Annotated in this window: 23 protein-coding genes; 11 read left to right on the top strand and 12 right to left on the bottom strand. The window is 75.2% G+C overall.

Annotation, left to right across the window (positions count from 1 at the left end; all coding sequences use genetic code 11):
- Nucleotides 1-129 precede the first annotated feature (129 nt).
- The gene (locus AC0GKK_RS22120) at nucleotides 130-1,194 is read left to right on the top strand and encodes a substrate-binding domain-containing protein (RefSeq protein ID WP_251783809.1); all 1,065 of its coding nucleotides are present in this window, start codon (nucleotides 130-132) and stop codon (nucleotides 1,192-1,194) included.
- Here the strand turns inward: AC0GKK_RS22120 and AC0GKK_RS22115 are convergent.
- Together AC0GKK_RS22115 and nhaA are read right to left on the bottom strand one after the other, a co-directional pair.
- Nucleotides 1,143-1,592, bottom strand: a complete 450-nt coding sequence (locus AC0GKK_RS22115) for a hypothetical protein (protein ID WP_489882442.1) — start codon at nucleotides 1,590-1,592, stop codon at nucleotides 1,143-1,145. The two genes, AC0GKK_RS22120 and AC0GKK_RS22115, sit on opposite strands and share 52 nt — an antisense overlap.
- A 74-nt stretch (nucleotides 1,593-1,666) precedes the next feature.
- A complete protein-coding gene (gene nhaA / locus AC0GKK_RS22110; RefSeq protein WP_357440595.1) occupies nucleotides 1,667-3,007 on the bottom strand; it encodes a Na+/H+ antiporter NhaA in 1,341 nt (446 codons plus the stop codon).
- Between the two features lie 116 nt (nucleotides 3,008-3,123).
- Between nhaA and AC0GKK_RS22105 the strand changes: the two genes are divergently transcribed.
- Nucleotides 3,124-3,579: a DsbA family protein gene (locus tag AC0GKK_RS22105; RefSeq protein ID WP_489882441.1), complete on the top strand. Its 456-nt coding sequence runs from the start codon at nucleotides 3,124-3,126 to the stop codon at nucleotides 3,577-3,579.
- A gap of 4 nt (nucleotides 3,580-3,583) precedes the next feature.
- Here the strand turns inward: AC0GKK_RS22105 and AC0GKK_RS22100 are convergent, their stop codons facing one another.
- Nucleotides 3,584-4,441 carry a universal stress protein gene (locus AC0GKK_RS22100; RefSeq protein ID WP_208824940.1) on the bottom strand — a complete coding sequence of 286 codons (858 nt, stop codon included), beginning with the start codon at nucleotides 4,439-4,441 and terminating at the stop codon, nucleotides 3,584-3,586.
- A gap of 188 nt (nucleotides 4,442-4,629) precedes the next feature.
- Here AC0GKK_RS22100 and AC0GKK_RS22095 point away from each other — a divergent pair, with 188 nt between their 5' ends.
- A complete protein-coding gene (locus AC0GKK_RS22095; RefSeq protein WP_208824938.1) occupies nucleotides 4,630-6,078 on the top strand; it encodes a flavin-containing monooxygenase in 1,449 nt (482 codons plus the stop codon).
- An 83-nt stretch (nucleotides 6,079-6,161) separates the two neighbouring features.
- Here the strand turns inward: AC0GKK_RS22095 and AC0GKK_RS22090 are convergent, their stop codons facing one another.
- The gene (locus AC0GKK_RS22090; protein WP_073575578.1) at nucleotides 6,162-6,449 is read right to left on the bottom strand and encodes a hypothetical protein; all 288 of its coding nucleotides are present in this window, start codon (nucleotides 6,447-6,449) and stop codon (nucleotides 6,162-6,164) included.
- A 532-nt stretch (nucleotides 6,450-6,981) separates the two neighbouring features.
- Nucleotides 6,982-7,887 carry a LysR family transcriptional regulator gene (locus AC0GKK_RS22085; protein ID WP_179762044.1) on the bottom strand — a complete coding sequence of 302 codons (906 nt, stop codon included), beginning with the start codon at nucleotides 7,885-7,887 and terminating at the stop codon, nucleotides 6,982-6,984.
- A gap of 143 nt (nucleotides 7,888-8,030) precedes the next feature.
- Between AC0GKK_RS22085 and AC0GKK_RS22080 the strand changes: the two genes are divergently transcribed.
- Genes AC0GKK_RS22080 through AC0GKK_RS22070 form a run of 3 tightly spaced genes read left to right on the top strand, consistent with a single transcriptional unit; the run spans nucleotide 8,031 to nucleotide 11,508 of the window.
- A complete protein-coding gene (locus AC0GKK_RS22080; protein WP_489882440.1) occupies nucleotides 8,031-9,353 on the top strand; it encodes an MFS transporter in 1,323 nt (440 codons plus the stop codon).
- Nucleotides 9,350-10,849, top strand: a complete 1,500-nt coding sequence (locus AC0GKK_RS22075; protein WP_489882439.1) for an AMP-binding protein — start codon at nucleotides 9,350-9,352, stop codon at nucleotides 10,847-10,849. The genes AC0GKK_RS22080 and AC0GKK_RS22075 overlap by 4 nt, the downstream gene beginning before the upstream one ends.
- A 5-nt stretch (nucleotides 10,850-10,854) precedes the next feature.
- Nucleotides 10,855-11,508: an RraA family protein gene (locus tag AC0GKK_RS22070; RefSeq protein WP_489882438.1), complete on the top strand. Its 654-nt coding sequence runs from the start codon at nucleotides 10,855-10,857 to the stop codon at nucleotides 11,506-11,508.
- A 9-nt stretch (nucleotides 11,509-11,517) separates the two neighbouring features.
- Here the strand turns inward: AC0GKK_RS22070 and AC0GKK_RS22065 are convergent, their stop codons facing one another.
- The 4 genes from AC0GKK_RS22065 to AC0GKK_RS22050 are packed head-to-tail and all read right to left on the bottom strand — an operon-like array spanning nucleotide 11,518 to nucleotide 13,812.
- Complete coding sequence (locus tag AC0GKK_RS22065) at nucleotides 11,518-11,670, bottom strand: hypothetical protein (protein WP_168172127.1); 153 nt, start codon at nucleotides 11,668-11,670, stop codon at nucleotides 11,518-11,520.
- A 56-nt stretch (nucleotides 11,671-11,726) separates the two neighbouring features.
- Entirely contained in the window at nucleotides 11,727-12,467 is a 741-nt protein-coding gene (locus AC0GKK_RS22060; RefSeq protein ID WP_208826864.1) for an HAD-IIA family hydrolase, read from the bottom strand.
- Between the two features lie 46 nt (nucleotides 12,468-12,513).
- The gene (locus tag AC0GKK_RS22055) at nucleotides 12,514-13,329 is read right to left on the bottom strand and encodes an Fpg/Nei family DNA glycosylase (RefSeq protein ID WP_489882437.1); all 816 of its coding nucleotides are present in this window, start codon (nucleotides 13,327-13,329) and stop codon (nucleotides 12,514-12,516) included.
- 12 nt (nucleotides 13,330-13,341) lie between these two features.
- Complete coding sequence (locus AC0GKK_RS22050) at nucleotides 13,342-13,812, bottom strand: ribose-5-phosphate isomerase (protein WP_251783846.1); 471 nt, start codon at nucleotides 13,810-13,812, stop codon at nucleotides 13,342-13,344.
- A gap of 18 nt (nucleotides 13,813-13,830) precedes the next feature.
- Between AC0GKK_RS22050 and AC0GKK_RS22045 the strand changes: the two genes are divergently transcribed.
- Both AC0GKK_RS22045 and AC0GKK_RS22040 read left to right on the top strand, forming a co-directional pair.
- Nucleotides 13,831-14,505 carry a DUF429 domain-containing protein gene (locus AC0GKK_RS22045; protein WP_357440569.1) on the top strand — a complete coding sequence of 225 codons (675 nt, stop codon included), beginning with the start codon at nucleotides 13,831-13,833 and terminating at the stop codon, nucleotides 14,503-14,505.
- A gap of 16 nt (nucleotides 14,506-14,521) precedes the next feature.
- The gene (locus AC0GKK_RS22040; RefSeq protein ID WP_476652300.1) at nucleotides 14,522-15,397 is read left to right on the top strand and encodes an MBL fold metallo-hydrolase; all 876 of its coding nucleotides are present in this window, start codon (nucleotides 14,522-14,524) and stop codon (nucleotides 15,395-15,397) included.
- Nucleotides 15,398-15,800: 403 nt separating this feature from the next.
- Here the strand turns inward: AC0GKK_RS22040 and AC0GKK_RS22035 are convergent, their stop codons facing one another.
- Nucleotides 15,801-17,348 (bottom strand): MFS transporter, encoded by a 1,548-nt coding sequence (locus tag AC0GKK_RS22035; protein WP_489882436.1) that lies wholly within the window; start codon nucleotides 17,346-17,348, stop codon nucleotides 15,801-15,803.
- Between the two features lie 170 nt (nucleotides 17,349-17,518).
- Here AC0GKK_RS22035 and AC0GKK_RS22030 point away from each other — a divergent pair, with 170 nt between their 5' ends.
- Complete coding sequence (locus tag AC0GKK_RS22030) at nucleotides 17,519-20,104, top strand: glutamate--cysteine ligase (protein WP_489882435.1); 2,586 nt, start codon at nucleotides 17,519-17,521, stop codon at nucleotides 20,102-20,104.
- 7 nt (nucleotides 20,105-20,111) lie between these two features.
- Here the strand turns inward: AC0GKK_RS22030 and AC0GKK_RS22025 are convergent, their stop codons facing one another.
- On the bottom strand, nucleotides 20,112-21,281 hold the full coding sequence (locus tag AC0GKK_RS22025; RefSeq protein ID WP_357440559.1) for an ROK family protein: 1,170 nt from the start codon (nucleotides 21,279-21,281) through the stop codon (nucleotides 20,112-20,114).
- A 4-nt stretch (nucleotides 21,282-21,285) separates the two neighbouring features.
- Complete coding sequence (gene xylA, locus AC0GKK_RS22020) at nucleotides 21,286-22,455, bottom strand: xylose isomerase (RefSeq protein WP_476652306.1); 1,170 nt, start codon at nucleotides 22,453-22,455, stop codon at nucleotides 21,286-21,288.
- Between the two features lie 258 nt (nucleotides 22,456-22,713).
- Here xylA and AC0GKK_RS22015 point away from each other — a divergent pair, with 258 nt between their 5' ends.
- Entirely contained in the window at nucleotides 22,714-24,573 is a 1,860-nt protein-coding gene (locus tag AC0GKK_RS22015) for a S9 family peptidase (protein WP_489882434.1), read from the top strand.
- On the top strand, nucleotides 24,566-25,495 hold the full coding sequence (locus AC0GKK_RS22010) for an alpha/beta hydrolase (protein WP_357440552.1): 930 nt from the start codon (nucleotides 24,566-24,568) through the stop codon (nucleotides 25,493-25,495). Before AC0GKK_RS22015 ends, AC0GKK_RS22010 begins: the two co-directional genes overlap by 8 nt.
- Nucleotides 25,496-25,507: the final 12 nt, after the last annotated feature.

Raw genomic sequence — 25,507 nt, 5'->3', positions numbered from 1 at the left:
GTCGATCCTCGTGGGGCGGCGCCGGTCCGCTCAGGGCCGAAGGACCGTGGGACCGCGCGGTGTGACGGCGGGAACACCCCGCCCCGCGCCGGCGTTCCGGTCGTCGAAGCGTCCGTGGGGGTGCGTCCGATGCCGTCGACTGCGAGACCGTCGTTCACCGTCGGCCTCGTCGTGCCCTCGGCCGGCTCCGACGGCATCTACGGGCCGTCGTGCATCCTGTGCGCCCGGCTGGCCGTCGAGGAACTGAACGCGGTGGGCGGGGTCCTCGACCGCCCCGTCCACCTGCGGATCCTCGACGGGTCCGGGGCGCCGGACCAGGTGGCGACGGCGGTCGCGCAGGCGGCGCGGACCGGGGCGATCGACGCCGTCGTCGGCTGGCACATCTCCCCGGTGCGGGTGCGGCTCGCGTCGGCGCTGCGCGGACTGGTGCCGTACGTGTTCACCGCGCTCTACGAGGGCGGTGAGACCACGCCGGGTGTCGTCCCGATCGGTGAGACACCGGACATCCAGCTCACCCCGGCGCTGCGGTGGATGGCCCGGGAGATCGGCGTCCGGCGCTGGGCGGTGATCGGCAACGACTACCGCTGGCCGCACCGGTCGATCGCGCGGACCCGGGCCGCGCTCGACGGGTCCGGCGGGCCGACGCTCGACCACACCCGGTTCGTGCCGCTCGGCACCTCGGACCACCGGGCGGTGCTGGACGACCTGGCCGACCTCGACGTCGACGGGGTCCTGACGCTGCTCGTCGGCTCCGACGCCGTCGCGTTCCACCGCGAGTTCGCCCGGCGCGGGCTGGAGAGCCGGTACGCCCGGTTCTCCCCGTTGATGGACGAGAGCATGCTGGCTTGCGCCGGGGCCGGGGCGTCGCAGGACGTGTTCACCGCCGCCGGCTACTTCGAGGCCCTCCCGACCGCGGAGAGCCTGGCCTTCGGCGCCCGCTACGCCCGCCGGTTCGGCCCCGGCGCACCGCTGCCGTGCGCGCCCGGCGAGTCCTGCTACGAGGGCGTCGGGGTCCTCGCCGCCCTGGCGAACCGGGTCGGCACCACCGACGCGGTCCGGTTGTCCGAGGCCGCCGGACGGTGCCACTACGTCGGCCCGCGCGGACCCGTGACCGTACGCGACGGCCGCGCCGAGCAGCGCATCTACATGGCCGTCGCCGACGGGTCGGGTTTCGACATCCTCGCGTCCCTCTGAGCCCTCCGGGCGATCACGAGCGCGGTCACGACCGCGACGAGGACCAGGATCCCGGCCAGCGGCAGCCCGAACAGCAGCATCAGGCCGCCACCGATGTTCGCGCCGATCGACGCCGCCGTCACGACACGTCCGGCCCACCCGACCAGCAGGCCCGCCACCACGCACAGCACCACCGGTGACGCCACGGCCCACCGGCGGACGACCGCGGCGACGCAGCAGACCAGCCCCGCCCCGGCGAGCACCCCGACGGGCCACGGCAACGCCGGCGGGTCGTACGCCCGCGTCCCGTCGGCGAGGTCGGATGCCGGGCTGACGTCACCGATCAGGTACCAGGCGACGACGGTCGCGCAGAGCCCGGCGACCAGTCCCACCGGGATCGCGCGCAGAGCGCTGTGCACGGGGGTCTCCTTCCCCTCGGGTCCCGCCACCCTGCCCCGGACGTCGTCGCCGGGCCTCCGTGGAACCACGCAGGTCAGTCCGCCGGCCGCCACGGCCGCGGCGGCAGCGTCGGCAGGCCGCTGGGCGCGCACTGCCCGCCCCGCTCACCCGCCAGCCGGAACACCAGCCAGCCCGACAGCGCGGCCAGCACCGACCCGGTCAGGATCCCGATCTTCGCCTCGGCGACGAGCAGCTCGTCGGTGAGCGCGAGCTCGGTGACGAACAGGGCGACGGTGAACCCGATGCCCGACAGCGCCGAACCGCCGAGCAGCTGTCCCCAGCGCAGCGTGTCCGGCACCCGCCCGATCCCGGTGCGCAGCGCGACCCAGGTCCCGACGGCGACACCGATCGGCTTGCCCACCACGAGACCGAGCACGATTCCCCAGGTCAGCAGGGAGGTGGCCGCCGCGGACAGGGTCTCGCCGGAGAGCACCACCCCGGCGTTGGCGAGCACGAACAGCGGCACGATGACGTAGCTGCTCCACGGCTGGATGGCCTGCTGGAGCCGCTCGTTCGGGGAGACGGCGGCGACCGCGACCGCGCGGGCGGTGCGGGCCCGCTCCGGGGTGGGGTCGAGCAGGAAGTTCTTCCCGATCCGGACGGCCTCGACCATCTCGGTGCGACGCGGCGCGTAGGCGTTGACCAGCAGCCCGAGCGCGACGCCGACGACGCTCGGGTGCACCCCCGACCGCAGCACCGCGACCCAGCACAGGATCCCGACGACGGCGTAGAACGGCGTCCGCCAGAACCGCACCCAGCGCAGCGCGAGCAGCCCGGCGAGCAGCACCACGGCGACGAGCAGCGCGAGCAGGTCGACCTCGTCGGTGTAGAACAGCGCGATCGCCAGCACCGCGCCGATGTCGTCGACGATGGCCAGAGCCAGCAGGAACACCCGCAGCTGGTCGGGGCAGCGCGGCCCGAGCAGCGCGAGCACACCCAGCATCACCGCGGTGTCGGTGGAGATCGCGATCCCCCAGGCGCCCGCCGCCTCGCCACCGGCGTTGAGCGCGAGGAAGAACAGCGCGGGCACGACGAGTCCACCGAGCGCGGCCGCGGCCGGTGCGGCGAGGGCGCGGAACCCGCGCAGCTCGCCCAGCGTCGTCTCGCGGGCGATCTCGAGCCCGACGGAGAGGAAGAACAGCACCATCAGGCCGTCGTTGACCCAGTGCCGCAGGTCCAGGTCGAGCGCGGACTCCCCGAACGACACGGCCAGCGGGGTGTGCCAGAACGTCTCGTACCCGCCGCCGAGATTGGCCCACAGCAGCGCGACGACGGCCGCCCCGACCAGCAGGACCGCCGATCCGGACTCGGTCCCGAGGAACCGCCGCGCGGCATCGGAGAGGTCGCCGCGCTCGGCTAAGGTCATCACCGCCATGTGCTGATCCTGCCCCGCCCGTCGCGGGACGCAACGAGGAGGCCGTCATCAGCCTGGATCCGCCCGTCGGACCGTACGACCACGTCCTGGGCCCGCCCGAGGCCGAGCTGACGCTGGTGGAGTACGGCGACTTCGAGTGCCCCTACTGCCGCGACGCCGCACCGGTGCTGGAGGAGGTCCGCGACCGCTTCGAGGGGCGGCTGCGGTTCGCGTTCCGGCACTTCCCGCTGCACGAGGTGCACCCGCACGCCATCGCGGCCGCCCTCGCCGCCGAGATGGCCGGGTTCGACGGCCGGTTCTGGGAGATGCACGACACCCTGTTCGCCCCCGGTCGGCCGCGGCTGCGCCAGGACGACCTGCGGGAGCACGCCGTCGCCGCGGGGGTGCGGCCGGACCGGGTCGTCTGGCCGGCGACGCGGCTGGCGGAGGACCGCGTCGAGGCCGGGTTCAACGCGGCGGTGCGCTCGGGCGTGCGCGGCACGCCGACCCTGTTCGTCAACGGCGAGCAGTACCGCGGCGACGTCACGGTCGCCGCGCTCACCGCCGCGCTGGACCCCGCGCTCCGGTCGTAGCCGCTCAGGCCGTCGCGGCGGGCCCGACCAGCATCACCGGGCAGTCCGCGCGCTGGACCAGCGCGAGCCCGGTCGAGCCGAGCAGCAGCCCGGTGAACCCGCCCCGCCCCCGGGTGGCGACGACGACCAGCCGCGCCGCCCCGCTGCGCTGGGCCAGCACCCGTCCCGGCTCGGCGCGCTCGATCACCCGCTCGACGGCGACGTCGGGATAGCGTTCCGACCAGCCGGCGAGCCGCTCGGCCAGCGCCCGCTCCTCGGCCTCGCGCAGCCGGTCGAACGCACCGGTCGCGCGCAGGGCCGGGGACCGGCCGTCGTGCCAGGCGTGCAGGGCGACCAGCCCGGTGCCGTGCTCGGCGGCCGCGGCGAAGGCGTGCTCCAGCGCGACGTCGGACAGCGGGCCGCCGTCGATCCCGACCAGGACCGGCCCGTCGGACGACGTGCCGCGGACGACGACGACCGGGCAGCCCGCGTGCGAGGCCACGGCGAGGGTCACCGACCCCAGCGCGGTGCCCATCGCCCCGCGCCCGGCGGACCCGAGCACCAGCAGCTCCGCCGTGGCGGACCGCTCGACCAGTGCCGTCGACGGCGCCCGACGGTCCTCGGCGACGTCGACCGCGACCTCGGGTGCGGCCTGCGCGGCGGCGTGCCGGGCCGCGTCGAGGGTCGCTCGGGACTCCTCGCGGATCGACTCCTCGACGTCGTCGAGCAGGGGGGCGACGGCGGCGTCCGCGTACAGTCCGGCCACGTCGAAGGCCTGCACGAGCAGCAGGTCGGCGTGCCGGGCGGCGGCCTCGCGGGCCGCCCATGCGACGGCGTCCAGGGCCGCGTCCGATCCGTCCACGCCGACGACGACGGTGCTCATCACTGTGCTCCGTTCCCGGCCGGCCCGGTGTCGGCCGTTCACCCTCCACTGTGCTCCCTCGCGGGCCGGGTCGCACGGCCCCGTCGTGTGGGGTCGGAGACGGCCCGCACGGGCCGGGACGGGCACCCGGGGCCCCGGGCCGCATCGCTACGGTGATCGCTGCTGCATTCCGGAGACAGGGAGGTCCCGTGCACGCACCGAGCGTTCTCGTGGTCGGCGCCGGGTTCGGCGGCATCGCCGCCGCGATCGAGCTGCGGGCCCACGGCATCCGCGACGTCACGATCGTCGACGCCGCCGACGGCATCGGCGGTACGTGGCTGCACAACACCTACCCGGGCGCCGCCTGCGACGTGCCGAGCCATCTGTACTCGTACTCGTTCGCCCAGCGCACCGACTGGTCGCGGCTCTGCTCACCGCAGCCCGAGATCCTCGCCTACCTGCGGGGTGTCGCCGCCGAGTTCGGGGTCGACGAGCTCGTGCAGACCGGTGTGCGGATCGTCGACGCCCGGCGCGACGAGGCCGACGGACCCTGGACGGTCACCGCCGACGACGGCCGCACCTGGACCCCCGACGTGCTGATCGTCGCAACCGGTCAGCTGAACCGGCCGGTGTCCCCCGACCTGCCCGGCGTCGACTCGTTCGCCGGGACGATGTTCCACTCCGCGCGCTGGGACCACGACCACGACCTGCGCGGGCGTCGCGTCGCCGTGATCGGGACCGGAGCCAGCGCCGTGCAGTTCGTGCCGGCGATCGCCCCCGAGGTGGGGCACATGACGGTGTTCCAGCGGTCCGGGAACTGGTTCCTGCCGCGACGGAACCGGAGGTTCCCGGCGTGGTGGCGGGCCGCGATCGCGCGGGTGCCCGGCCTGCAGGCCGCTCGGCGCCGGTTCATCACCGAGTACTGCGAGGCGCTGACACTGATGATCCGCCACCCCGCCACCTGGGGCAGGCTGGGGCGGCTCTACGCGACGCTGTTCATGCGGGCCCAGCTGCGCGACCCCGAGGTCCGCCGCAAGGTCTGGCCGGACTACACCTTCGGCTGCAAGCGCATCCTGTTCAGCTCGCACTGGCTCCCCGCGCTGCAGCGGCCCAACGTCGCGGTCGAGACGTCACGCATCACCGCCGTCGAGCCGACCGGGGTGCGCACCGAGGACGGCACGCTGCACGAGGTCGACACGATCATCTGGGGCACCGGGTTCGCGGCGACCGACTTCATGTTCCCGATGGAGATCAGCGGCCCGGGCGGACGGTCGCTGCGCACCGAGTGGTCCGACGGCGCGCACGCCTACCTCGGCATGACCGTCCCCGGGTTCCCGTCGCTGTTCGTGCTCTACGGCCCGAACACCAACACCTCCGGCGGCTCGATCATCCGGTACCTGGAGCACCAGGTCCGCTACGTCCGCGAGGCCCTGCAGGAGGCGGCCCGCCGCGGCGCGTCCGGCGTGGAGGTCCGCCCCGAGGTCGAGCAGGCCTACGACGAGGAGGTCCAGGCCCGCTTCCCCGGCACCGCGTGGACCCGCTGCGACTCCTGGTACCGCGACGACACCGGGCGCATCGTCACCAACTGGCCCGGCTACATGCGCGAGTACGACGAGCGCACCCGCCGCGTCGAGCCGTCGGACTACGTCTTCCACTGAGCCCCGGCCGGCGTCGGGCAGGACGGAACCGCCCCCTGCGTCCCGTGGCGGCGGGAGGCAGGGGGCGGAGGTCGTCGTCGGGGTCAGTCGCAGGACGTCGGGTTGTCGCGGTTCTGCGCCGCCCCGCCGCCGAGGATCCCGAGGACGTTGCCGAGAGCCGCGTTGACGCCCGGGCAGACGTTGGCGTTGTTGAGGACGTTGACGTCGTCGAGGTTCACCAGGCCGAACTGGTCGCCCCGGGTGTTGCCGACGTCCTGGACGAAGGAGTCACCGTCGTCGTCCTTCGGCGCGGGCGCAGCCGACGCCAGCGGGCTGAAGGCGACCATGGTGGCGATGACGGCGACGCCGGTGACCGCAAGCTTCCTGCGCATGTCTTTCTCCCCGATCGTGTCCGGTGGGACGGACGTTTCTCACGATTCCCGTGAGCACCACCGGGACGCCTGTGCGTCACGGCAAGCGGACAGTAGGCAGCCGCTCACCGGCGGGGATACGGCGGCGACACCAACGAGTGACCCGATCACCACGGGTACCGAAAGTGTGGTGTGAAACGGACGGAACCGGTTCTCCCAGGACGCCGGACACCCTCCGTCCCCACGTCCGGGGCGGCCGATGCGAAGGGTGATCGACCGACCGGACCGTGGGCGGGGGGCGACCACTCGCGGGGGTGAATCCGTGACCGGCGTGTCGCGGGAACCGGCGTGTCGCGGCGGGACCGTGGCGTCCGGGGCTTGCACCTGACGCGACGTGAGGCGGCACCGTCCATCATGCCGCCACGACGTGGCGGCCCGACAGGAGGGGATTCCGGTGAAGGTGGGCGAGCCGGCCCGGGTGACCGGGCTGACCGTGCGGACACCGCACCGGGCCGGGGCCACCGGCTGAGCGGGTGGGGCGGGAGGGCAGGGGTCAGACCGACCCGACCCCCCGCACGACCGCCCCACCCACACCGGCCGCCTCCAGCAGCCCCGCCAGCACCGGGTTCACCGCACCGGCCTTCCACGCCAGCGCCAGCGGCACCTCCGGCGGGTCGGTCAGCGGCACCAGCACCACCCCCGGCGTGCGCAGCTCCGCCGTCGCGTCCAGCGCCAGCCCCACCCCGACACCGGCCCCGACCAGGGACAGCAGGGTGTGCGTCTCGGGGGCCTCCTGCTCGACGCGCGGCAGGAATCCGGCGTGCAGGCAGGCCGCGTCGACCGACGTGCGCATGACCGCCATCCGCCGGGCCGGGTAGGTGACGAACGGGTCGTGGGCCAGCTCCGCCAGGTCGATCGTGTCCCGCCCGGCGAGCGGGTGCTCCTCGGGCAGCGCGGCGACGAGCCGGTGCCGGTCGATCTCGTGGACGACGAGGCCGTCGTCGTCGACCGGGGTGCGGATCAGCGCGGCGTCGACCCGGTCGGTGCGCAGGTCCTCGGCCAGCTCGCCGGAGAACCGGCCGGTGACCAGCACCAGCCGGGCCTGCGGCCGGTGCGCGCGGAAGCGGCGGGCGGTCCGGTACAGCCAGGCGTTGGAGCTGGGTCCGGCGAACCCGAGGCGGACCGAGCCGGTGCCGCCGGCGGCGGCCTCGCGCGCCGCCTCGACGGCCTCGTCCGCGGCGGCGAGGGCACGGCGGGCCCGGGGCAGGAACGCCGCCCCCGCCGGGGTGAGGGCGACGGCGCGGGTGTGCCGGTCGAACAGCGTGGCGCCGACCTCGCGTTCGAGCCTGCGGATCTGCTGGGACAGCGGCGGCCCCGAGACCTGCAGGCGGGCCGCGGCCCGGCCGAAGTGCAGCTCCTCGGCGACGACGACGAACGACTCCAGCTGCCGTAGCTCCACCCTCCGATCATGTCGATCCGACGACAGGAATGGAAGCGAGAGCGTCCCGATGGCGTCCCAATGCTGTTCTACCGTTGCGTGGCGGTGGTCACGACGGCGTGGTCGCGGCCGTCGCTCCACGACGAGTGCAAGGGGGCACCGGGTTGAGCACGAGCACACCGTCGATGCGCCGCAAGGCGGGGATCGCCTCGTTCGTCGGCACCACCATCGAGTGGTACGACTTCTACATCTACGGCACCGCCGCCGCGCTGGTGCTGGGGCCGCTGTTCTTCCCGAACGCCTCCCCCGCCGCCGGCGTGCTGGCCTCGTTCGCCACGTTCTGGGTCGGGTTCCTCGCCCGGCCGATCGGCGGGATCGTCTTCGGCCACCTCGGTGACCGGCTCGGCCGCAAGACCGCGCTGGTCGCGACGCTGCTGCTGATGGGCGTCTCGACGCTCGCGATCGGGCTGCTGCCCGTCTACGACGACATCGGCGTCCTCGCCCCGGTGCTGCTGGTCGTGGCCCGGCTCGTGCAGGGGCTCGCCGTCGGCGGGGAGTGGGGCGGCGCGGTGCTGATCGCCTCGGAGCACGCGTCGAAGAACCGCCGGATCCTCTACGGCGCCTTCGCCCAGCAGGGCAGCCCGGCGGGGCAGATGCTCGCCACCGGCTCGTTCGCGCTCGTCGCGATGCTGCCGGAGGACGCCTTCCTGTCCTGGGGCTGGCGCGTGCCGTTCCTCGTGTCGGCGGCGCTGGTCGTCGTCGGGCTGGTGATCCGGCTGCGGATCGAGGAGAGCCCGGCGCTGGTCGCGATGCGGTCGCGCGGCACGACGGCGCGGTTCCCGCTCGTGGAGCTGCTGCGGGAGCGGACGATGCTGGTGGTCGTCTCGGTGGGCGCGTGCGCACTGGTGGCGGCGGCCGCGTACTTCAAGAACACGTTCGCGCTGTCCTGGGCGGTCAACGACCTCGGCTTCGACCGCCAGGTGTTCCTCAACGTCGTGCTGATCAGCTCGACCGTGCAGTTCTTCACCCAGCCGCTCGGGGCGTTCATGGCGACCTGGTGGAACCCGCGGAAGGTCGTCACCGCGCTGCTGCTGATCGAGCTGCCGCTGTTCCCGGTGATGTTCTGGCTGATCTCCACCGGCAGCTTCGGGCTGGCCGCGCTCGGCATGGCGCTCGCGACGCTGCCGCACACGATGTACTACGCGATCCTCGCCGGGATGCTGGCCGAGGCGTTCCCCGCGCGGATGCGCTACACCGCGATCTCCCTGTCCTACGCGCTGGCGGGCACGCTGTTCGGCGGCACCGCCCCGCTCGTCGGGCAGTCGCTGCTGGCCGCGACCGGGTCGATCGTGCCCGTCGTGGGGTACTCGCTGGTGATCGTGCTCGTCTCGCTGCTGGCGGCCCGGTACGTGCTGGCCCGCGGACCGGTCCCCGACGACGAGCGTCTCGACGCCGCAGTCACCGGCACCACCGGGAGGACCGCATGACCGCACGACTCCGCGAGCCCCGCTTCCCCGAGCCCGAGGTGCCCGCCGGCGCGACCGCGCTCGCCGCCCGGCTGCGGGCGCTCGTCGCCGCCGACCCGGACCGCCCGCTGGTCACCGAGGACACCGCGGACGGCCCCGGTGTGGTGCGCACCCGCGCGGAGTTCGACGCCCGCACCAACCGTCTGGCCAGGGCGTTCGCCGACCGCGGGGTGCGGCGCGGGGACCTGGTGTCGATCGCGCTGCCGAACACCGCCGCGCACCTCGAGTGCTCGGTCGCGGCGTGGAAGGTCGGCGCGGTGCCCCAGCCGCTGTCGGCCCGGCTGCCCGCCGTCGAGCGCGACGCGGTGCTCGCCGTCGCCGCGCCGGCACTCGTCGTCGACACCCCGGTCGACGCCGGCTCCTACGACGACGGCCCGCTCCCCGACGTCGTCGGGCCCAGCTGGAAGGCCCCCACCTCGGGCGGGTCGACCGGTACCCCGAAGGTGATCGTCGCCGGTCAGGCCGCCTGCGTCGAACAGGTCCTGGCCCGCGCCGACGGGCTGCGCATCGACCGCGACGGCGTCTTCGGCTGCACCGCGCCGCTGCACCACAACGCGCCCTTCATGTTCACGCTGATGGCGTTGCTCCAGGGCCACCACGTCGTGCTCATGGGCCGGTTCGACGCCGCCCGCGCGCTCGCGATGATCCCCGCGTACGGCGTCACCTGGCTCTACGCGGTGCCGACCATGATGAGCCGGATGCTGCGCCTGCCCGACGCCGACTGGGCCGCCTGCGACACCGCGACCCTGCGGACCGTGCTGCACGTCGGCGCGCCCTGCCCGCCGGAGGTCAAGCGCGGCTGGATCGACCGGGTCGGCGCGGAGACGGTGTTCGAGATCTACTCCGGCACCGAGTCGCAGGCCGGCACCGCGATCGACGGCCACGACTGGCTGGCCCACCCGGGGTCGGTCGGGCGGGTCACCCGCGGCGAGATCACCGTCCGCGACGACGACGGCCGCGAGCTCGGACCTGGTGTCACCGGTGAGATCTGGATGCGGTCGGGCGGGGCGCCGACGTACCACTACCTGGGCGCCTCCGCCCGCGAGCGCGACGGCTGGGAGTCACTCGGCGACATGGGCTCGCTGGACGCCGACGGCTACCTCTACCTGGCCGACCGACGCGCGGACATGATCCTCGTCGGCGGCGCGAACGTGTACCCGGCGGAGGTCGAGGCGGCGCTGACCGCGCACCCCGGGGTGCGGGACGCCGTCGTCGTCGGGTTGCCGGACGCCGACTACGGGCACGTCGTGCACGCCGTCGTGCAGGCCGAACCGGGCATCGAGAACGATCTTCGCGAGTTCCTCGACGGGCGCCTGAGCAGGGCGAAACAGCCACGGAGCATCGACGTCGTCGACCACCCGCTGCGCGACGACGCCGGGAAGGTGCGCCGCTCGGAGATCGCCGCGCGCGCCGCGGACGCTCGACGGCGCGCGACGGCGGACGGTGCGACAGGATGACGTCCATGACCGACCTGCTGGACCGTCTGCGCGAGCTGCAGGTGTCCTCCATCTGCGACGCCGACAAGTCGCTTCCCGTGGTGGACCCCGCGATCCGGGCCCTGGTGCCGGACGTGTCGATGGCCGGGCCCGCGGTGACGGTGTCCTGTGTGGACGACCACCTGCCGATGTTCGCCGCGCTGTCCGCGGCCCGCCCCGGCTCGGTGCTCGTGGTCGCCGGGGCGGTTGGTCACCGCGCCGTGTCCGGTGAGCTGTTCGCGACCGAGGCGAAGCGGCGCGGGCTGGCCGGGATCGTCGTCGACGGGCTGGTCCGCGACGTCCGCGGGCTGCGCGGGATCGGGCTGCCGGTGTTCGCCCGCGGGACCTGCCCGGCCTCGGGCAGCACGAGCGACCCGGGCACCGTCGACGAGATGGTGTCGTTCGGCGGGCTCGTCGTGAGCCCGGGCGACCTGGTGTGCGGCGACGACGACGGCCTGCTGATCGCCGCGCCGGACCGGCTCGCCGAGGTCGTCGACACCGCCGAGGGCATCGAGGCCGCCGAGCGCGCGCTGGTCTCGGCCATGCGCAACGGCCACGACCTGCACTCGCTGACCACGGTCGTCGAGCACGTCGCGGCGCTGCGCCGGGGCGAGCCCAGCGCACTGGGGTTCAAGGTCTGAGCGGGCCGCTCAGGCCGCGACCGCGTCCCAGCTGAACTCCTCGGTCATCGAGCCGGGGCAGTCCGGGCACGGGACGGCGACGCCCGCCGTCTCGTCACCGGGGAGCTCGGCCTCCGCGCCGCAGCCGGCGCACCGCTGCCAGGACACCAGTTCTCCGTACATGCGTTCGAGGGTGAACCACATCGGTGTAGTTCGCAACCCCGCAGGTCCGGGGCGGGTCAGACGTCGTCGATCAGGTCCGCGACCGAGGAGACGACCCGCGTCGGACGGAACGGGAACCGGTCGATCTCGTGCTCCTTGGTGATGCCCGAGAGCACCAGGACCGTGCGCATCCCGGCCTCCAGCCCGGCGAGGATGTCGGTGTCCATCCGGTCGCCGATCATGACCGTGGACTCCGAGTGCGCGCCGAGCCGGTTGAGCGCGGCCCGCATCATCAGCGGGTTCGGCTTGCCGACGAAGTACGGGTCGACCCCGGTCGCCTTGGAGATCATCGCGGCGACCGAGCCGGTCGCGGGGAGGATGCCCTCCGGGGACGGGCCGGTCGCGTCGGGGTTGGTGGCGACGAACCGGGAGCCCTGCTCGACCAGACGCATCGCGGTCGCGATCGAGGAGAAGCTGTAGGTGCGGGTCTCGCCGAGCACGACGTAGTCGGGGTTGCGGTCGGTGATGACGTAGCCGATGTCGTGCAGCGCGGTGGTCAGCCCGGCCTCGCCGATCACGTAGGCGCTGCCCTGGGGGCGCTGCTCGCCGAGGAACGCGGCGGTGGCGAGCGCCGAGGTCCAGATCGACTCCTCCGGCACGTCGAGGCCGGTGGCCTGCAACCGGTAGCGCAGGTCGCGGGGGGTGTGGATGCTGTTGTTGGTCAGGACCAGGAACGGCACGCCCTTGTCCCGCAGCCGCGACAGCAGCGTGTCCGCACCCGGGACGATGCTGCCCTCGCGGACGAGGACACCGTCCATGTCGGTCATCCAGCACTCGATCGGCTTCTGCTCCACGGGGCCGACCCTAGACCCGCGACGGTTGGCAGGCCGGGCACCAGAACAGGTTGCGGTTCTGGTGCTCGGCGTGCCGTACCGGCGTCCCGCAGACGAGGCACTCCATCCCGGTGCGGCGGTAGACGTAGACCTCGCCGCCGTGCCGGTCCTTCCGTCCGGCCCGACCGCGCCGGCGTGGGTCGTGCTCGGGACGCACGGTGTCGATACGGCCGGTCCGCACACCGTCGCGCATGAGCGCGACGAGGTCGGCCCACATCGCGTCCCACGTCTCCCGGTCCAGCGACCGGCCCGGGAGCTGCGGGTCCAGGCCGTGCCGGAACAGCACCTCGGCGCGGTAGACGTTCCCGACGCCGGCGAGCACCCTCTGGTCCATCAGCAGCGTCGCGAGCGGGCTGCGCGAGGCCGAGATGCGGGCCCAGACCGTGTCCGGGTCGGCGTCGGGGCGCAGCGGGTCCGCGCCCAGCCGGGCCCGCAGGGTGCGGGCCTCGCCCGAGGTGAGGAGCTCACAGGCGGTCGGGCCGCGCAGGTCGGCGTAGTGGGTCTGCCCGACCAGGCGCATCCGCAGCTGCCCGACCGGTTCCGGCGCGGGCAGCGGCTGTTCGACGAACGTGCCGTACAGCCCGAGGTGGACGTGCACGACGCGGTCGCGGCCATAGCGGTGGAACAGGTGCTTGCCATGGGCCTCGGCCCCGGTCATCACCTCGCCGTCGAGCAGCGCCGCAGAGGCTTCGAAACGGCCCTGCGGGCTGGACACGCCGACCGGCCGGCGCACGAACAGCTTCCGGTGCAGCCGCGCCAGCCGGTGCAGCGTGTGTCCCTCGGGCATCCCGGCTCCGGGTCAGGACGCGGGGAGCTCGATCTCGCCGGTCCGCTCGTAGTCGAGGACCTGGTCGATGCGCCGCTGGTGGCGCGCGTCGCCGGAGAACGGGGTGGCCAGGAAGGCGTCGACGATCGCGACGACCTCGTCGAAGCTGTGCTGCCGCGCGCCGACACCGATGACCTGGGCGTCGTTGTGCTCGCGGGCGAGCTTCGCGGTGGCCTCGTTCCACGCCAGCGCGGCGCGGATGCCCTGCACCTTGTTGGCGGCGATCTGCTCGCCGTTGCCGGATCCGCCCAGCACGATGCCGAGGGACTCCGGGTCCTCGACCACGCGCCGCGCGGTCTCGATGCACCAGGCGGGGTAGTCGTCGAGGGCGTCGTAGGTCGGTGCCCCGACGTCGATCGCCTCGATCCCCTGCTCGGTCAGGTACTCGACGAGCTTGCCCTTGACCTCGAAACCGGCGTGGTCACTGCCCAGGTAGACGCGCACGGGGCACGATCCTCCCCCATGCGGATCAGCGGCGTGGACGGGGTCCCGGGTGGCTGGGTGGTGTGCGTGCTCTCCGGCAGCGGACGGACACGTGAGGTGACGTGGACGGTGGTCCCCGACGCGGCGTCGGTGCTCGCCGCGACGGCCGGGTGCGACGCCGTCGGGGTCGACATCCCGCTGTCGGTCCCGGCCGGTGCGCAGCGCCGCGAGGCCGAGATCCTCGCGTCGGCGCGACTGGGCCGGGCGCGGTCCTCGCTGTTCCCGACCCCGCCCGCCCCGGTGCTCGACGCGGGCTCCTACGACGAGGCCTGCGCCGCCGCCCAGGCCGTCACGGGGAAGAAGATCAGCCTGCAGACCTGGTACATCGTCGGGAAGATCCGCGAGTTCCAGCAGGTGCGGCTGCCGTCGTCGGTGGTCGAGGCGCACCCGGAGCTGACGTTCCGCACCATGGCACCGTCGCGTGCGTTCGCGTCGAAGAAGACCGCGCGCGGGGCGGGCCAGCGGGTCGCGGCGCTGTCGGAGTGGGTCCCCTCCGCCGCGTCGCTCGGTGACCTGCCCACCGCCGCCCGGCTCGACGACGTCCTCGACGCGCTGGCCTGCGCCTGGACCGCGGAGCGCGTGGCCCGCGGGACCGCGGAGCTGCTCGGCCCGGGGACCGACGCCCTGGGCCGGTCCACCGCGATCGCGGTCTGAGCGCGAGGATCACCGGATGGACGGGCAGCGGTCGGACGGGCAGCGGTCGGACGGGCAGCGGTCGGACGGGCAGCGGTCGGACGGGCGCTGGCTCGAGCTCGCCGACGGGGTACTCGCCCGCCGCCACGACGAGCTCGACCTGACCACCGGCCTCGTGCTCGGCACGTCCGCCGCCCTGGTCATCGACACCCGCGGCGACACCGCCCAGGGCGCCGAGCTCGCCGCCGCGGTGCGCGCGGTGACCGCCCTGCCCGTCGTCGTGGCACTCACCCACGCCCACTTCGACCACTGCTTCGGCACCGCCGCGTTCCCGGGCGCCCCGGTGTACGCCCAGGCCGGCTGCGCGGGCGCGCTCCTGGCGACGGCCGCCGCCCAGCGCGCCCACTGGACCCGGCACTACCGCGACGCCGGGAGCACCGGCAGCTCCGGGGCATCCGGCAGCTCCGCCACCGCGACGGCCGATGCGCTCGCCGCCACGGTCCCGGTCCTCCCCGACCACCCGGTCTGCGCCCGCCCGGCCTCCGTGCACCCGCTCGACCTGGGCGGACGCGTCGTGCAGCTCGTGCACCCCGGCCCCGGGCACACCGGACACGACCTGGTGGTGCACGTCCCGGACGCGGGCGTGCTCTTCGCCGGGGACCTGCTGGAGAACGGGGCACCGCCGTCGTTCGGGCCGGACTCCTACCGCCGCGACTGGGCGGCCGCCGTGGGGCTGCTGCTCGAGGTCGGCGCAGCACCCGCCGCCACCGGGACACGGGTGTTCGTCCCGGGGCACGGCGATCCCCTGTCGCCCGACGAGGCGGCGGCACAGCACGCGGACCTGCTGCGGATCGCCCGGACCTCCGACGCCGTGGTTCCGAGGGCTCCCTCTGCGAAGTCGCTTACCCGGTGAGTGAATCCACGCACCAAGGGTCTGTCGACCCCCGTGTGTCGACCGCGCAAGCCACGAGTGATGGCGCAGATCGTCGTGCGTCGGTGTCGCAGATGCCAAGCGGCGAGTGCTCTCTCTCTGCGAATTCGCTTACCGGGTAAGCGATTCCGTACACAGAGGGTCTGTCGACCACACCGCATCGACCGCGCAAGCCGCGAGCGATGGTGCAGATCGTCCTGCTTCGGTGTCCCCCGATGCCGCGGGGCGACGGTTCCTTCCGGGAATTCGCTTACCCGGTAAGCGAATTCCCGGATCCCCCACCGGCAGCCGCGGTGGTCCGTCGGGAGTGGTCAGGTGCACCGGTCTGCCGCACGGCTTCGTCGACGGTGGTCAACGCGAAGACCGTCCGCGCGTCGCGGCACGGTCATCCGCCCGGTCGAGCCCGCCGCCGCGGAGCCGCGGCAGCCCCGGAGCCCGGTGGGGCGGCTGTCGGCGTGGCGGCGTTCGACAGGGCTGCGGCCGGTGGGGCCGCGGGCGGCGGGGCGGCGGCCGGTGGGGCCGTGGGCGGCGGGGCGGCAGCCCGGGACCGGTCGGACAGCACCCGCGCGAGGCGGTCGGCGAAGCCGGAGGGGTCCGGACCCGCCCCCCGGCGCAGGCGGTACAGCTCCACGGTCGGCGGCCCGTCCACGACGCGGGACAGCGGCGCCGTCGGACGGTCGTCCATCGCGATCCGTGGGAGCTCGACGGTCGGAGCGTCCGCGGGGGCGGCCGAGAGGAACGGGGCCGCGGGGGACGGGGCCGGGAGCGCGGTGGGCAGGTACCGGCGCAGTGCGAGTACCGCGGGCAGGCCCAGCGCCGGCCCGACGGCGAGCACGACGAGCGCCGTCTGCCATCCGACCGCCGCCGCGACCACCGGGACCGTCGCGATCCCGGCGACGGTGAGCAGGAAGCCCAGTGCGGTCTGCACGGTCAGGGCGGTGCCGGTGTAGCGGGGGTCGGCGACCTCGATCGTCGCCGTCGTCAGGACCGCGGAGTCGGCGACGGCGGCCGCGCCCCACAGCACGCAGAACGCGCCCACCAGCAGGGGCGCGGCGCCGAGCACGACCGGGGAGACCGCACAGCAGACCCCGCTGACCAGCAACGACGTCGCGATCACCGGGACGCGGCCGTAGCGGTCCGCGGCGCGGCCGCCCAGCACGCAGCCGGCGGCGCCGCCCAGCCCCGCCGCCACGAACACCAGCAGGTGCTCCGACGGGCCGGGGTCCCCGCCGGCGAGTGCGGCGCCCAGCCAGGTCCAGAGCGCGTACAGCTCCCACATGTGCCCGAGGTAGCCGAGCACGACCAGCCGCGGTCCGGGCTCGCGGAGGAGCCGGAGCGCGTAGCCGGTGTCCGGGGGCGGGGCCGGGGCGAGCGCCGGGCCGGGGCGCAGGCACCAGCGGGCCAGCGCGGCGGCCACGACACCGCACAGCGCGGCGCCGGCGAGCACCCCGCGCCACGGCAGCCCCGGCAGCCCGCCGATCAGGTGCGGCAGCGCTGACCCGACGGTCAGTGCCCCGACCAGCACCCCGAGGTCGCGGGCCCGGCGCGACCGGTCCGACCAGGAGGTCATGATCTTCATGCCGACCGGGTAGACGAGCGCGAGGCACATCCCGGTCAGGGTCCGCAGCACCAGCGCGGCCACCGGACCGTCGACGACGGCGGCGAGCAGCAGCGTGCAGGACGCCGCCGCGGCCGCACCGCCCGCGAGCAGCCGCTGCGGCGGGACCCGGTCGGCGAGGGTCAGGACCGCCGAGACGACCGCGCCGGCCGCGAAGCCGAGCTGCACCGACGTCGTCAGCCACACCCCGGCCGTCGCGGACAGGTCCCACTCGGCGCGCAGCTCGGGCAGTACCGCGGACGCGGAGAACCACACGGCGAGCCCGAGCACCTGGACGAGCGCGACCAGGGCCCGCGCGCGGCGACCGGCGGTCATGGGCGGCTCCGTGGGGTCGGCGGATCCGGACACGCTAGCGAGAACAGCAGGTGGGAACTGGTCCGGACAGACGTTCGGATACCGCCGTACGGACCAGCGGACGGAGTGGCGTCGGGCGCGATCGCCGTGGGACACACGGACGTAACAGCGGACACCTAGCGTCACCGGCCGTGGGGAACGTGCCGCTGGTGGGGGTCGAGGAGGAGTTCCACGTGGTCGGCCTGGCCGACCGCCGGGCCGCGCCCGACGCGGAACGGTTGCTGGAGCACCTGGACGGGGCGGAGTTCTTCCCCGAGCTGCAACGGTCGCTGGTCGAGACCAACTCGCCCGCGACGCCGTCGCTGGACGAGCTGCGCACCCACGTGCGACGCCTGCGTACCCGGCTGCGCGAGGCGGCCGAACCGCTGGGGCTGGGTGTGGTCGCGGCCGGGACGGTGCCGCTGGTGGACCTGTCCGGCGACGACATCTCCGCCGGAGCACGGTACGAGCGGATGCAGCACGAGTACCAGATGCTGGTGCGCGAGCAGCACATCTGCGGGGTGCAGGTGCACGTCGACGTCCCCGACCGCGACACCGCCGTGCAGGTCTCGCGCCGGGTCTCCCCCGCCCTGCCGACCCTGCTCGCCATCACCGCCAGCTCGCCGTACTGGCGCGGCCACGACACCGGTTACGCCAGCTACCGCAGCATGATCTGGCAGCGCTGGCCCACCGCCGGGCCGCCCGGCGACGTCACCACCGCCGCCGAGTACGACACGATGATCGACGAGCTCATCGCGTCCGGGACGATCAGCGACGCCGGGATGCTCTACTTCGACGTCCGCCCCAGCGCGCACCTGCCGACCGTCGAGCTGCGGCTGTGCGACGCCTGCCCCGACGTCGACGACGTCGTGCTGGTGGCGGGGCTGTTCCGCGCCCTGGTCGCCCGTGCCCGCGCCGACACCGAGGCGGGCAGGCCGCTGCCCCGCGCCCGGCACGAGCTGCTGCGTGCGGCCGGGTGGCGGGCCGCGCGGTCCGGGCTGGAGGGCGACCTCGTCGAGATCGGCCGGGCCCCCGGCGGTCCCCCGACGCTGAGCTCCCCGTCGGTACAGCTGCGCGCGCTGGTCGAGGAGCTGCGGCCGTGGCTGGAGGAGGTCGGCGACCACGAGCAGGTCGCCGAGCTGGCCGAGGGCGTCCTGGCCCGCGGGTCGGGCGCGGCGGCGCAGCGGCGCGCGTTCGGGCGTCGCGGGTCGCTGACCGACGTCGTCGACGACCTGCTGGCCCGCACGTACGGCGAGCGGCCGCCGTCCGCGCCCGCGGAGACCGTGCCGTCCGCGCCGGAGCTGCTGCACGGCTACGTCCCACCCCGCTACGACGAGGCCGTCGACGCGACCGGCGCCGTCCGGCCCGGCTACGGCTGGCTGTTCCGGTCGCTGGAGCGGCTCGGCCCGCGCGGGCTGGCCGCGGCGGAGAACGCCCTGCGCACCGAGCAGCGCGCCCGCGGGGTCACCTTCCCGGTGCCCGGCATCGAGCCGGGCGACGACGGCGAGCGGCTGTTCCCGCTGGACCTGGTGCCGCGGATCATCGAGCGCCACGACTGGGCGCACCTCGCGTCCGGGCTGGAGCAGCGGATCCGGGCGCTGGAGTGCTTCGTGCGCGACGTCTACGGCCGGCGCGAGATCGTGCGCGACCGGGTCGTCCCGGCCTCGGTGGTCGAGCAGGCCCCCGGCCGCACCCGCTCGGGCGCGCTGGTGCCGCCGGACGCGGTGCGGATCGCCGTGGGCGGCATCGACCTGGTCCGCGACGACGCCGACGGCTGGGTCGTGCTGGAGGACAACCTGCGTGTCCCCTCGGGCATCGGCTTCTCGATGATGAGCCGGCGCCTGATCCGCAGCGTGCTGCCCGACCTGGAGTCGCCCTCGGAGGTGCGCCACCTCGACGACGTGCCGGACCGGCTGCGGGCGGCGCTCGCGGCCGGCGACCCCGACGGACCCGACGGGGAGGCCGCGCTGCTGACCGCGGGCGAGGTGGACCCGGCGTTCTTCGAGCACCGGCTGCTCGCCGAGGCGATGGACGTCCCGCTGGTGACCCCGGCCCGGTTGCAGGTCACCGACGGCGCGCTGTTCCTCGTCGGCGGGGGGCGGCGGCGCCGGATCACCACCCTCTACCGTCGGATGGACGAGAACAAGCTCGCGACCGCCCGCGGCGCCGACCACCGCCCGCTCGGCCGCGCGCTGTGGGCGGCGATGGCTCGCGGGCGGGTCGCGCTGCGCAACGCACCCGGCAACGGCGTCGCCGACGACAAGCTCGTCTACGCCTACGTGCCGGAGATGATCCGCTACTACCTCGGCGAGAAGCCGGTGCTGGCCTCGGTGCCGACGCTGCCCTGCGTCGACCCGCTCGCCCGTGAGCAGGTCCTGGACCGGCTCGACCGGCTGGTGCTCAAGCCCGTCGACGGCTACGGCGGCGCCGGGATCGTGATCGGCCCGCACGCCGGGCGCGCCGAGCTGGACCGGGTGGCCGCGGCGATCCGGGACACCCCGGCCGGCTGGGTCGCCCAGGACCTCGTCGGGATCTCCACCCATCCCACCTTCACCGACGGCGCCCTCCGGCCCCAGGCCGTCGACCTGCGGGTCTTCGCGGTGCAGTCCCACGGCGCCGGCGGGGTGCCCGAGGTCGACGTGCTGCCCGCGGCGCTGTCGCGGGTCGCCCCGCCGGGCGGGATGATCGTGAACTCCTCGCGCGGCGGCGGGGCGAAGGACACCTGGGTGCTGGCCTGAGGCGGGCTCAGCCGGCGAGCAGCAGGTCCGGCTCGCCCAGCACCCGGTCGGCGACGGCGCGGGCGGTCCCGGTGACGGTGGCCGCCCGGCCGTGCGGGGACACGAGCACGGCGACGTCCGGCCCGGTCGCGACCCCGCGGCGCACCAGCTCCGCGTGCACCGCGGGGACCAGCCAGCTGCCCAGCTCAGCGTAGCTGCCACCGAGGACGACGGTGCCGACGTCGACGACGTGGAGCACCGACGTCAGCGCCGTCCCGAGCGCGGCGCCGGCCCGGGCCAGCGCCCCCGTCGCGGCCGGGTCCCCCGCGCGGGCGGCGGTCCGCAGCGCCGCGACGTCGGCGGCGCCCGCGTCGCCGAGCAGGGCGGGCAGGCCCGCGTAGACCTCGACGCAGCCGGTGCCGCCGCAGCCGCAGCGCCGCCCGGCGCGCTCGATCACGACGTGCCCGATCTCCCCGGCGACGCCGCGGGCACCGGGCAGCACCCGCCCGTCGACGACGATCCCGCCACCGATCCCCACGTCGGCGGAGACGTAGACGAAGTCGTCGGCCTGCCCCAGGTGCGCGAGCGCCCCGAGCGAGGCCTCGTTGCCGACGAGCAGCGGCACCTCACCGAGCGCACCGGCGTGCTCGGCGGGGCGGCAGCCGTCGAGCCGGGGCAGGTTCGGGGCCCGCAGCAGCACCGCCGCGTGGTCCGAGCCGCGCACCGGTCCGGGGACGGCGATCCCGGCCCCGGCGACCGTGCGGCCGGTGCGCGCGGCCAGGTTCGCCGCGGTCCGCGCGGCCCGCCCGAACACCGCATCCGGGTCGAGGCCGCGGTGGTCGCGGCGCCGGCGCGACCGGTGCACCACCTGCCCGTCCAGACCGGTGACCAGCGCGTCGACGCCGTCGACCTCGACCGACACGGCCAGTACGACGGGCCCGGTACCGGCGAACGCCAGCGGCGTCCCGGGCCGCCCGACCCCGCTGCGGTCCGGCTCCCCCTCCGCGAGCACGCCCGCGGCGACCAGCGGGTCCAGCAGCCCCGCGACGGTGCCGCGGGTCAGCCCGGTCGCCGAGGCGAGCGACGCCCGCGACGACGGCGCCGCCCGCAGCGCCCCCAGCAGCAGGCCGAGGTTGTGCCGGCGCACCGCCGGTGGACGCGCGGGTGGGGCCTGCGGACGGGGAGATCGGTCGTGCACGGGGTCAGCGTGCCCCGGTGAGGTGCTCGCACGCGAGCTGGTGGAGCCGGACGAAGCCGTAGCCGCGACGGCCCAGCGCGTCCGGGTCGGCGGCGTCCAGCGCCGGGTCGGCCAGCAGGTCGGCCACGGTCTCCCCGGCCCCCAGCGTCGGCTCGGACAGTGCGGGCACCCCGGCCTCGGCGAGCGCGGCGACGACCTCGGGGTCGGCCCGGAACGCGGCCGCCCGCTCGCGCAGCAGCAGGTAGGTGCGCATGTTCGCCGCGGCGCTGTCCCACACCCCGCGCCGGTCCTCGGTGCGCGAGGGCTTGTAGTCGAAGTGCCGCGGCCCGTCGTAACCCGCGGACTCGAGCAGGTCGACCAGCGAGAACGCGTTCAGCAGGTCACCGTGGCCGAACACCAGGTCCTGGTCGTACTTGATGCCGCGCTGTCCGTTCAGGTCGATGTGGAACAGCTTCCCGGCCCACAGCGCCTGGGCGACGCCGTGGGTCATGTTCAGCCCGGCCATCTGCTCGTGCCCGACCTCGGGGTTGACGCCGACGAGCTCGGGGTGGGCGAGGCGCTCGACGAAGGCCAGCGCGTGCCCGACGGTGGGCAGCAGGATGTCCCCGCGGGGCTCGTTGGGCTTGGGCTCGATCGCGAACCGGATGTCGTACCCCTGCTCCAGGACGTGCCCGCAGAGCAGGTCCATGGCCTCGCGGTAGCGGTCCAGGGCGGCGCGGACGTCCTTGGCGGAGTCGTACTCCGAGCCCTCCCGTCCGCCCCACAGCACGAAGGTGCGGGCACCGAGCTCCGCGGCCAGCTCGACGTTGTGCAGCACCTTGCGCAGCGCGAGGCGCCGCACGGTCCGGTCGTTGGAGGTGAACCCGCCGTCCTTGAACACCGGGTGCGAGAACAGGTTCGTGGTGATCATCGGAACGGTCATCCCGGTCGCCTCGCAGGCCGTGCGCAGGCGTGCGATCTGCCGATCCCGGTGGGCCGGGTCCGGCGCGAAGCCGAACAGGTCGTCGTCGTGGAAGGTGAGTCCCCACGCGCCGCGCTCGGCGAGCTCCTCGACGGCCTCGACGACGTCTAGCTCGGGGCGGGTGGGCGAGCCGAACGGGTCGGCCGCGGTCCAGCCGACGGTCCACAGCCCGAAGGAGAACTTGTCGGCGGGGGTCGGGGCGGGGACGGCCATCGTCTGCTCCTGGAGGTGTGGGGGCGGCTCCGGCGAGCATGCTCCCGGTAGCGATCCGGGTCCAGGATTTGTTCGTGTTACACACGAATGAATCCCTCGTTCGCCGTAGCGCTTGTCACCACCGGCGAAACGCAGTGGGTCTTGCGGGCGGGGCCCCGGCGCACGTGAGGTGGAAGCCGGTACGGACCCACCGGGTAGTTTCGGCGTCCGGCCGCGCGGAACCGCAGGACACGACAGCAGGAACGGGGGATGTGATCGGTGGAGGCCGGGCAGACCGTGCAGATCCCCCAGACCGCCCCCGACCGTGCCGTCGCCGGGGCCGAACCCGGGCACCACTCGCCCGCGGTGTCCCCCGACGGCACCCGCATCGCCTGGATCTCCGACCGCACCGGGCGCCCGCGGGTGCACGTCGCGGCGCTGCCGGCGGACGGACCGGTCGACCCGGACGGGGCGCGGGTACTGGAGGCCCCCGGCCCGCACGCCGACGTGACCGCGCTGTCCTGGTCCCCCGACGGCAGCCGGATCGCGGTGCAGGTCGCCCCGTGCGGCGGCGACCGCACCCGGGTGGCGCTGCTGGACCCCGACGGCGGGCCCGCCGTCGGGATCGCGACCCACGCCACCGCCGTCGTGCTGGGCGCGTGGGCGCCGAGCGGGCGGTCGCTGGGCGTCACCGTGCTGTCCGACGCGACCCCGCGCGGCGCCGAACCGGGCGACGGCACCGCCTGCCTGGTCGACGTGCGGGACGGCTCCTCCACCGTGCTCGGGTCCGGGCAGGCTGCCGTCGTCCAGGCGGTGTCGGCCGACGGACGACGGGTCGTGCTGCGCACCGGCCGCCGCGGGGAGCGCGCCCTGGAGCTGGTCGACCTGCACCGCGGCACGCGGGACCGGGTGATCGGCGGGCCCGGCGGGGCGCTCACCGCGGCCGCCCGCTTCGGCAGCGCCCCCGGCACGCTCTGGGTGCACACCGACGCCGACCGCGAGCACACCGCGCTGCTCGCCGTCGCGCTCGGCCCCGCGGGCGAGCACCGCCTGTCCCCCGCCCGCCCGGTCGCCGTCCGGCCCGGCGCCGACCTGGAGGTCGTGGCACTGGACCCGGCCGGCCCGCGGGCCGCGCTGGTGTGGAACGTCGGGGGGCGCAGCCAGGTCGAGATCGCCGACCTGCGCGGCGGCAGGCCGGAGCGGCTGCCCGCGCCGTGCGACGTCGTCACCGGGGTGGCCTTCGCCCGCGACGGCGTGTCACTGCTGGTGGCGGGGCACGCGCCGGGGGTGGCGCCGTACGTGGTGCGGATGCCGCTCGACGCGCGCCCGGCCACACCGCTGCTCGGCGGCACCCCGGTCACGCCGCGGCCCCCGCGCCCGGAGGCGGTCGGCTTCCCGGCCGAGGACGGGCTGCGGCTGGCCGGATGGCTGCACCGGCCGTCGTCGCCGACGGGGGTGGGGTTCGTGTGGCTGCACGGCGGGCCCGAGTCCGAGGAGCGGCCCGGCTGGGCGCCGCTGCTGCACGGCCTGGTCGCCGCCGGGGTCACCGTGCTCACGCCGAACGTGCGCGGGTCGTCCGGGCGCGGGCGGGCCTTCGCCCGGCTCGACGACGGCCCGCTGCGGCCGGGCTCGATCGCCGACGTGCGGGCCGCGACCCGGCTGCTGGCGGGGGTGCCCGATGTCGACCCGCGCCGGATCGTCGTCGGCGGCCGGTCCTACGGCGGGTTCCTCACCCTGGCCGCGCTGACCCGGTTCCCGGAGCTGTTCGCGGCCGGTGTCGACGTGTGCGGCATGTCCGACATGACCGCCTTCTACGCCGACTCCGAGCCGTGGATCAGCGGGCCCGCGACCACCGAGTACGGACACCCGCACCGGGACCGCGCGCTGCTGGAGGAGCTGTCCCCGCTGCGCGCCGCGGACCGCATCGCCGCACCGCTGCTGGTCGTGCACGGCGAGCACGACACGAACGTCCCGCTGGCGCAGGCACTCGCGATCCACGCGGCACTGACCGCGCGCGGTGCGCCGGTGGAGCTGCTGCGCATCCCCGACGAGGGCCACGAGGTGCACGACCGGCACACCCGGGCCGCGGCGAACGCCCGCATCGTGGAGTTCGTGACCGCGACGGTGGCCCGTGGCTGACCGGGTGCCCCGGCCCGGGTGGGCGGTCGCGGTGCGGGCGCTGGTCGGGATCGTGGCCGTGGTCGTCGTGGTGGGGATCGTCGTCGTCGCGGGCCCGGTGCTGCTCGCCGGGCACCCGGCCTACCCGGTGCTGCTCGCCGTCGTCGCCCTGGTGGGGCTGGTCCTGGTGGTGCGCTCGGGGCGCCCGGCCCGGCCCGGACGGCTGCGGACGACCGGGCGGGCCGCCGGTGCGGTGCTGCTGGTCGCGCTGGTCGCCGCCGTGCTGTGGCTGCGTCCCTACGCGGCCGACGAGACCGCGCTCGCCGCGACCACGCCGTCGGACCGGGTCGCGGTGGTGCACACCGCGACGACGTGGGAGCTGCGCCCGACCGCGCCGTCCGGCCGGGGCCTGGTGTTCGTCCCCGGGGCGCTGGTCGACCCGCGGGCCTACCTGGCGCTGCTGCGCCCGCTGGCCGAGCAGGGGGTGCGCGTGATCGTGACCGCACCGCCCCTGGGCGTCGCACCGGCCGATCCGGGGGCCGTCGGCCGGGCGGTCGGTTCGGCGCCCGAGGTCCGTACCTGGGCGGTCGGCGGGCACTCCCTCGGCGGCGTGGCGGCCGCGCGGGCACTGGACGTGCCCGGGGTGCGTGGGCTGGTGCTGTGGGCGTCCTACCCGGCCGCCGACGTGTCGGGGGCGCCGGTCGCGGCCCTGTCGGTGTCCGGCTCCCGCGACGCGCTGGCCACCCCGGACGCGATCGCGGACTCCTGGGCGCAGCTGCCCGCGGGGACCCGCTTCGTCGTCGTCGACGGAGGGGTGCACGCCTACTTCGGCGACTACGGCCCGCAGACCGGCGACGGCGAGCCGGGCGTGGACCGGGCGACCGCACAACGGCAGATCGTCGCCGCGACCACGGACGTCGTGACGTCGCTGCGCCCCGGCTGACCGGTCGGGACG

It is taken from the genome of Pseudonocardia sp. P-1 (assembly GCF_058111925.1).
The sequence above is the reverse complement of the archived record's forward strand: the minus strand, read 5'-3'. Positions and strand labels throughout refer to the sequence as shown.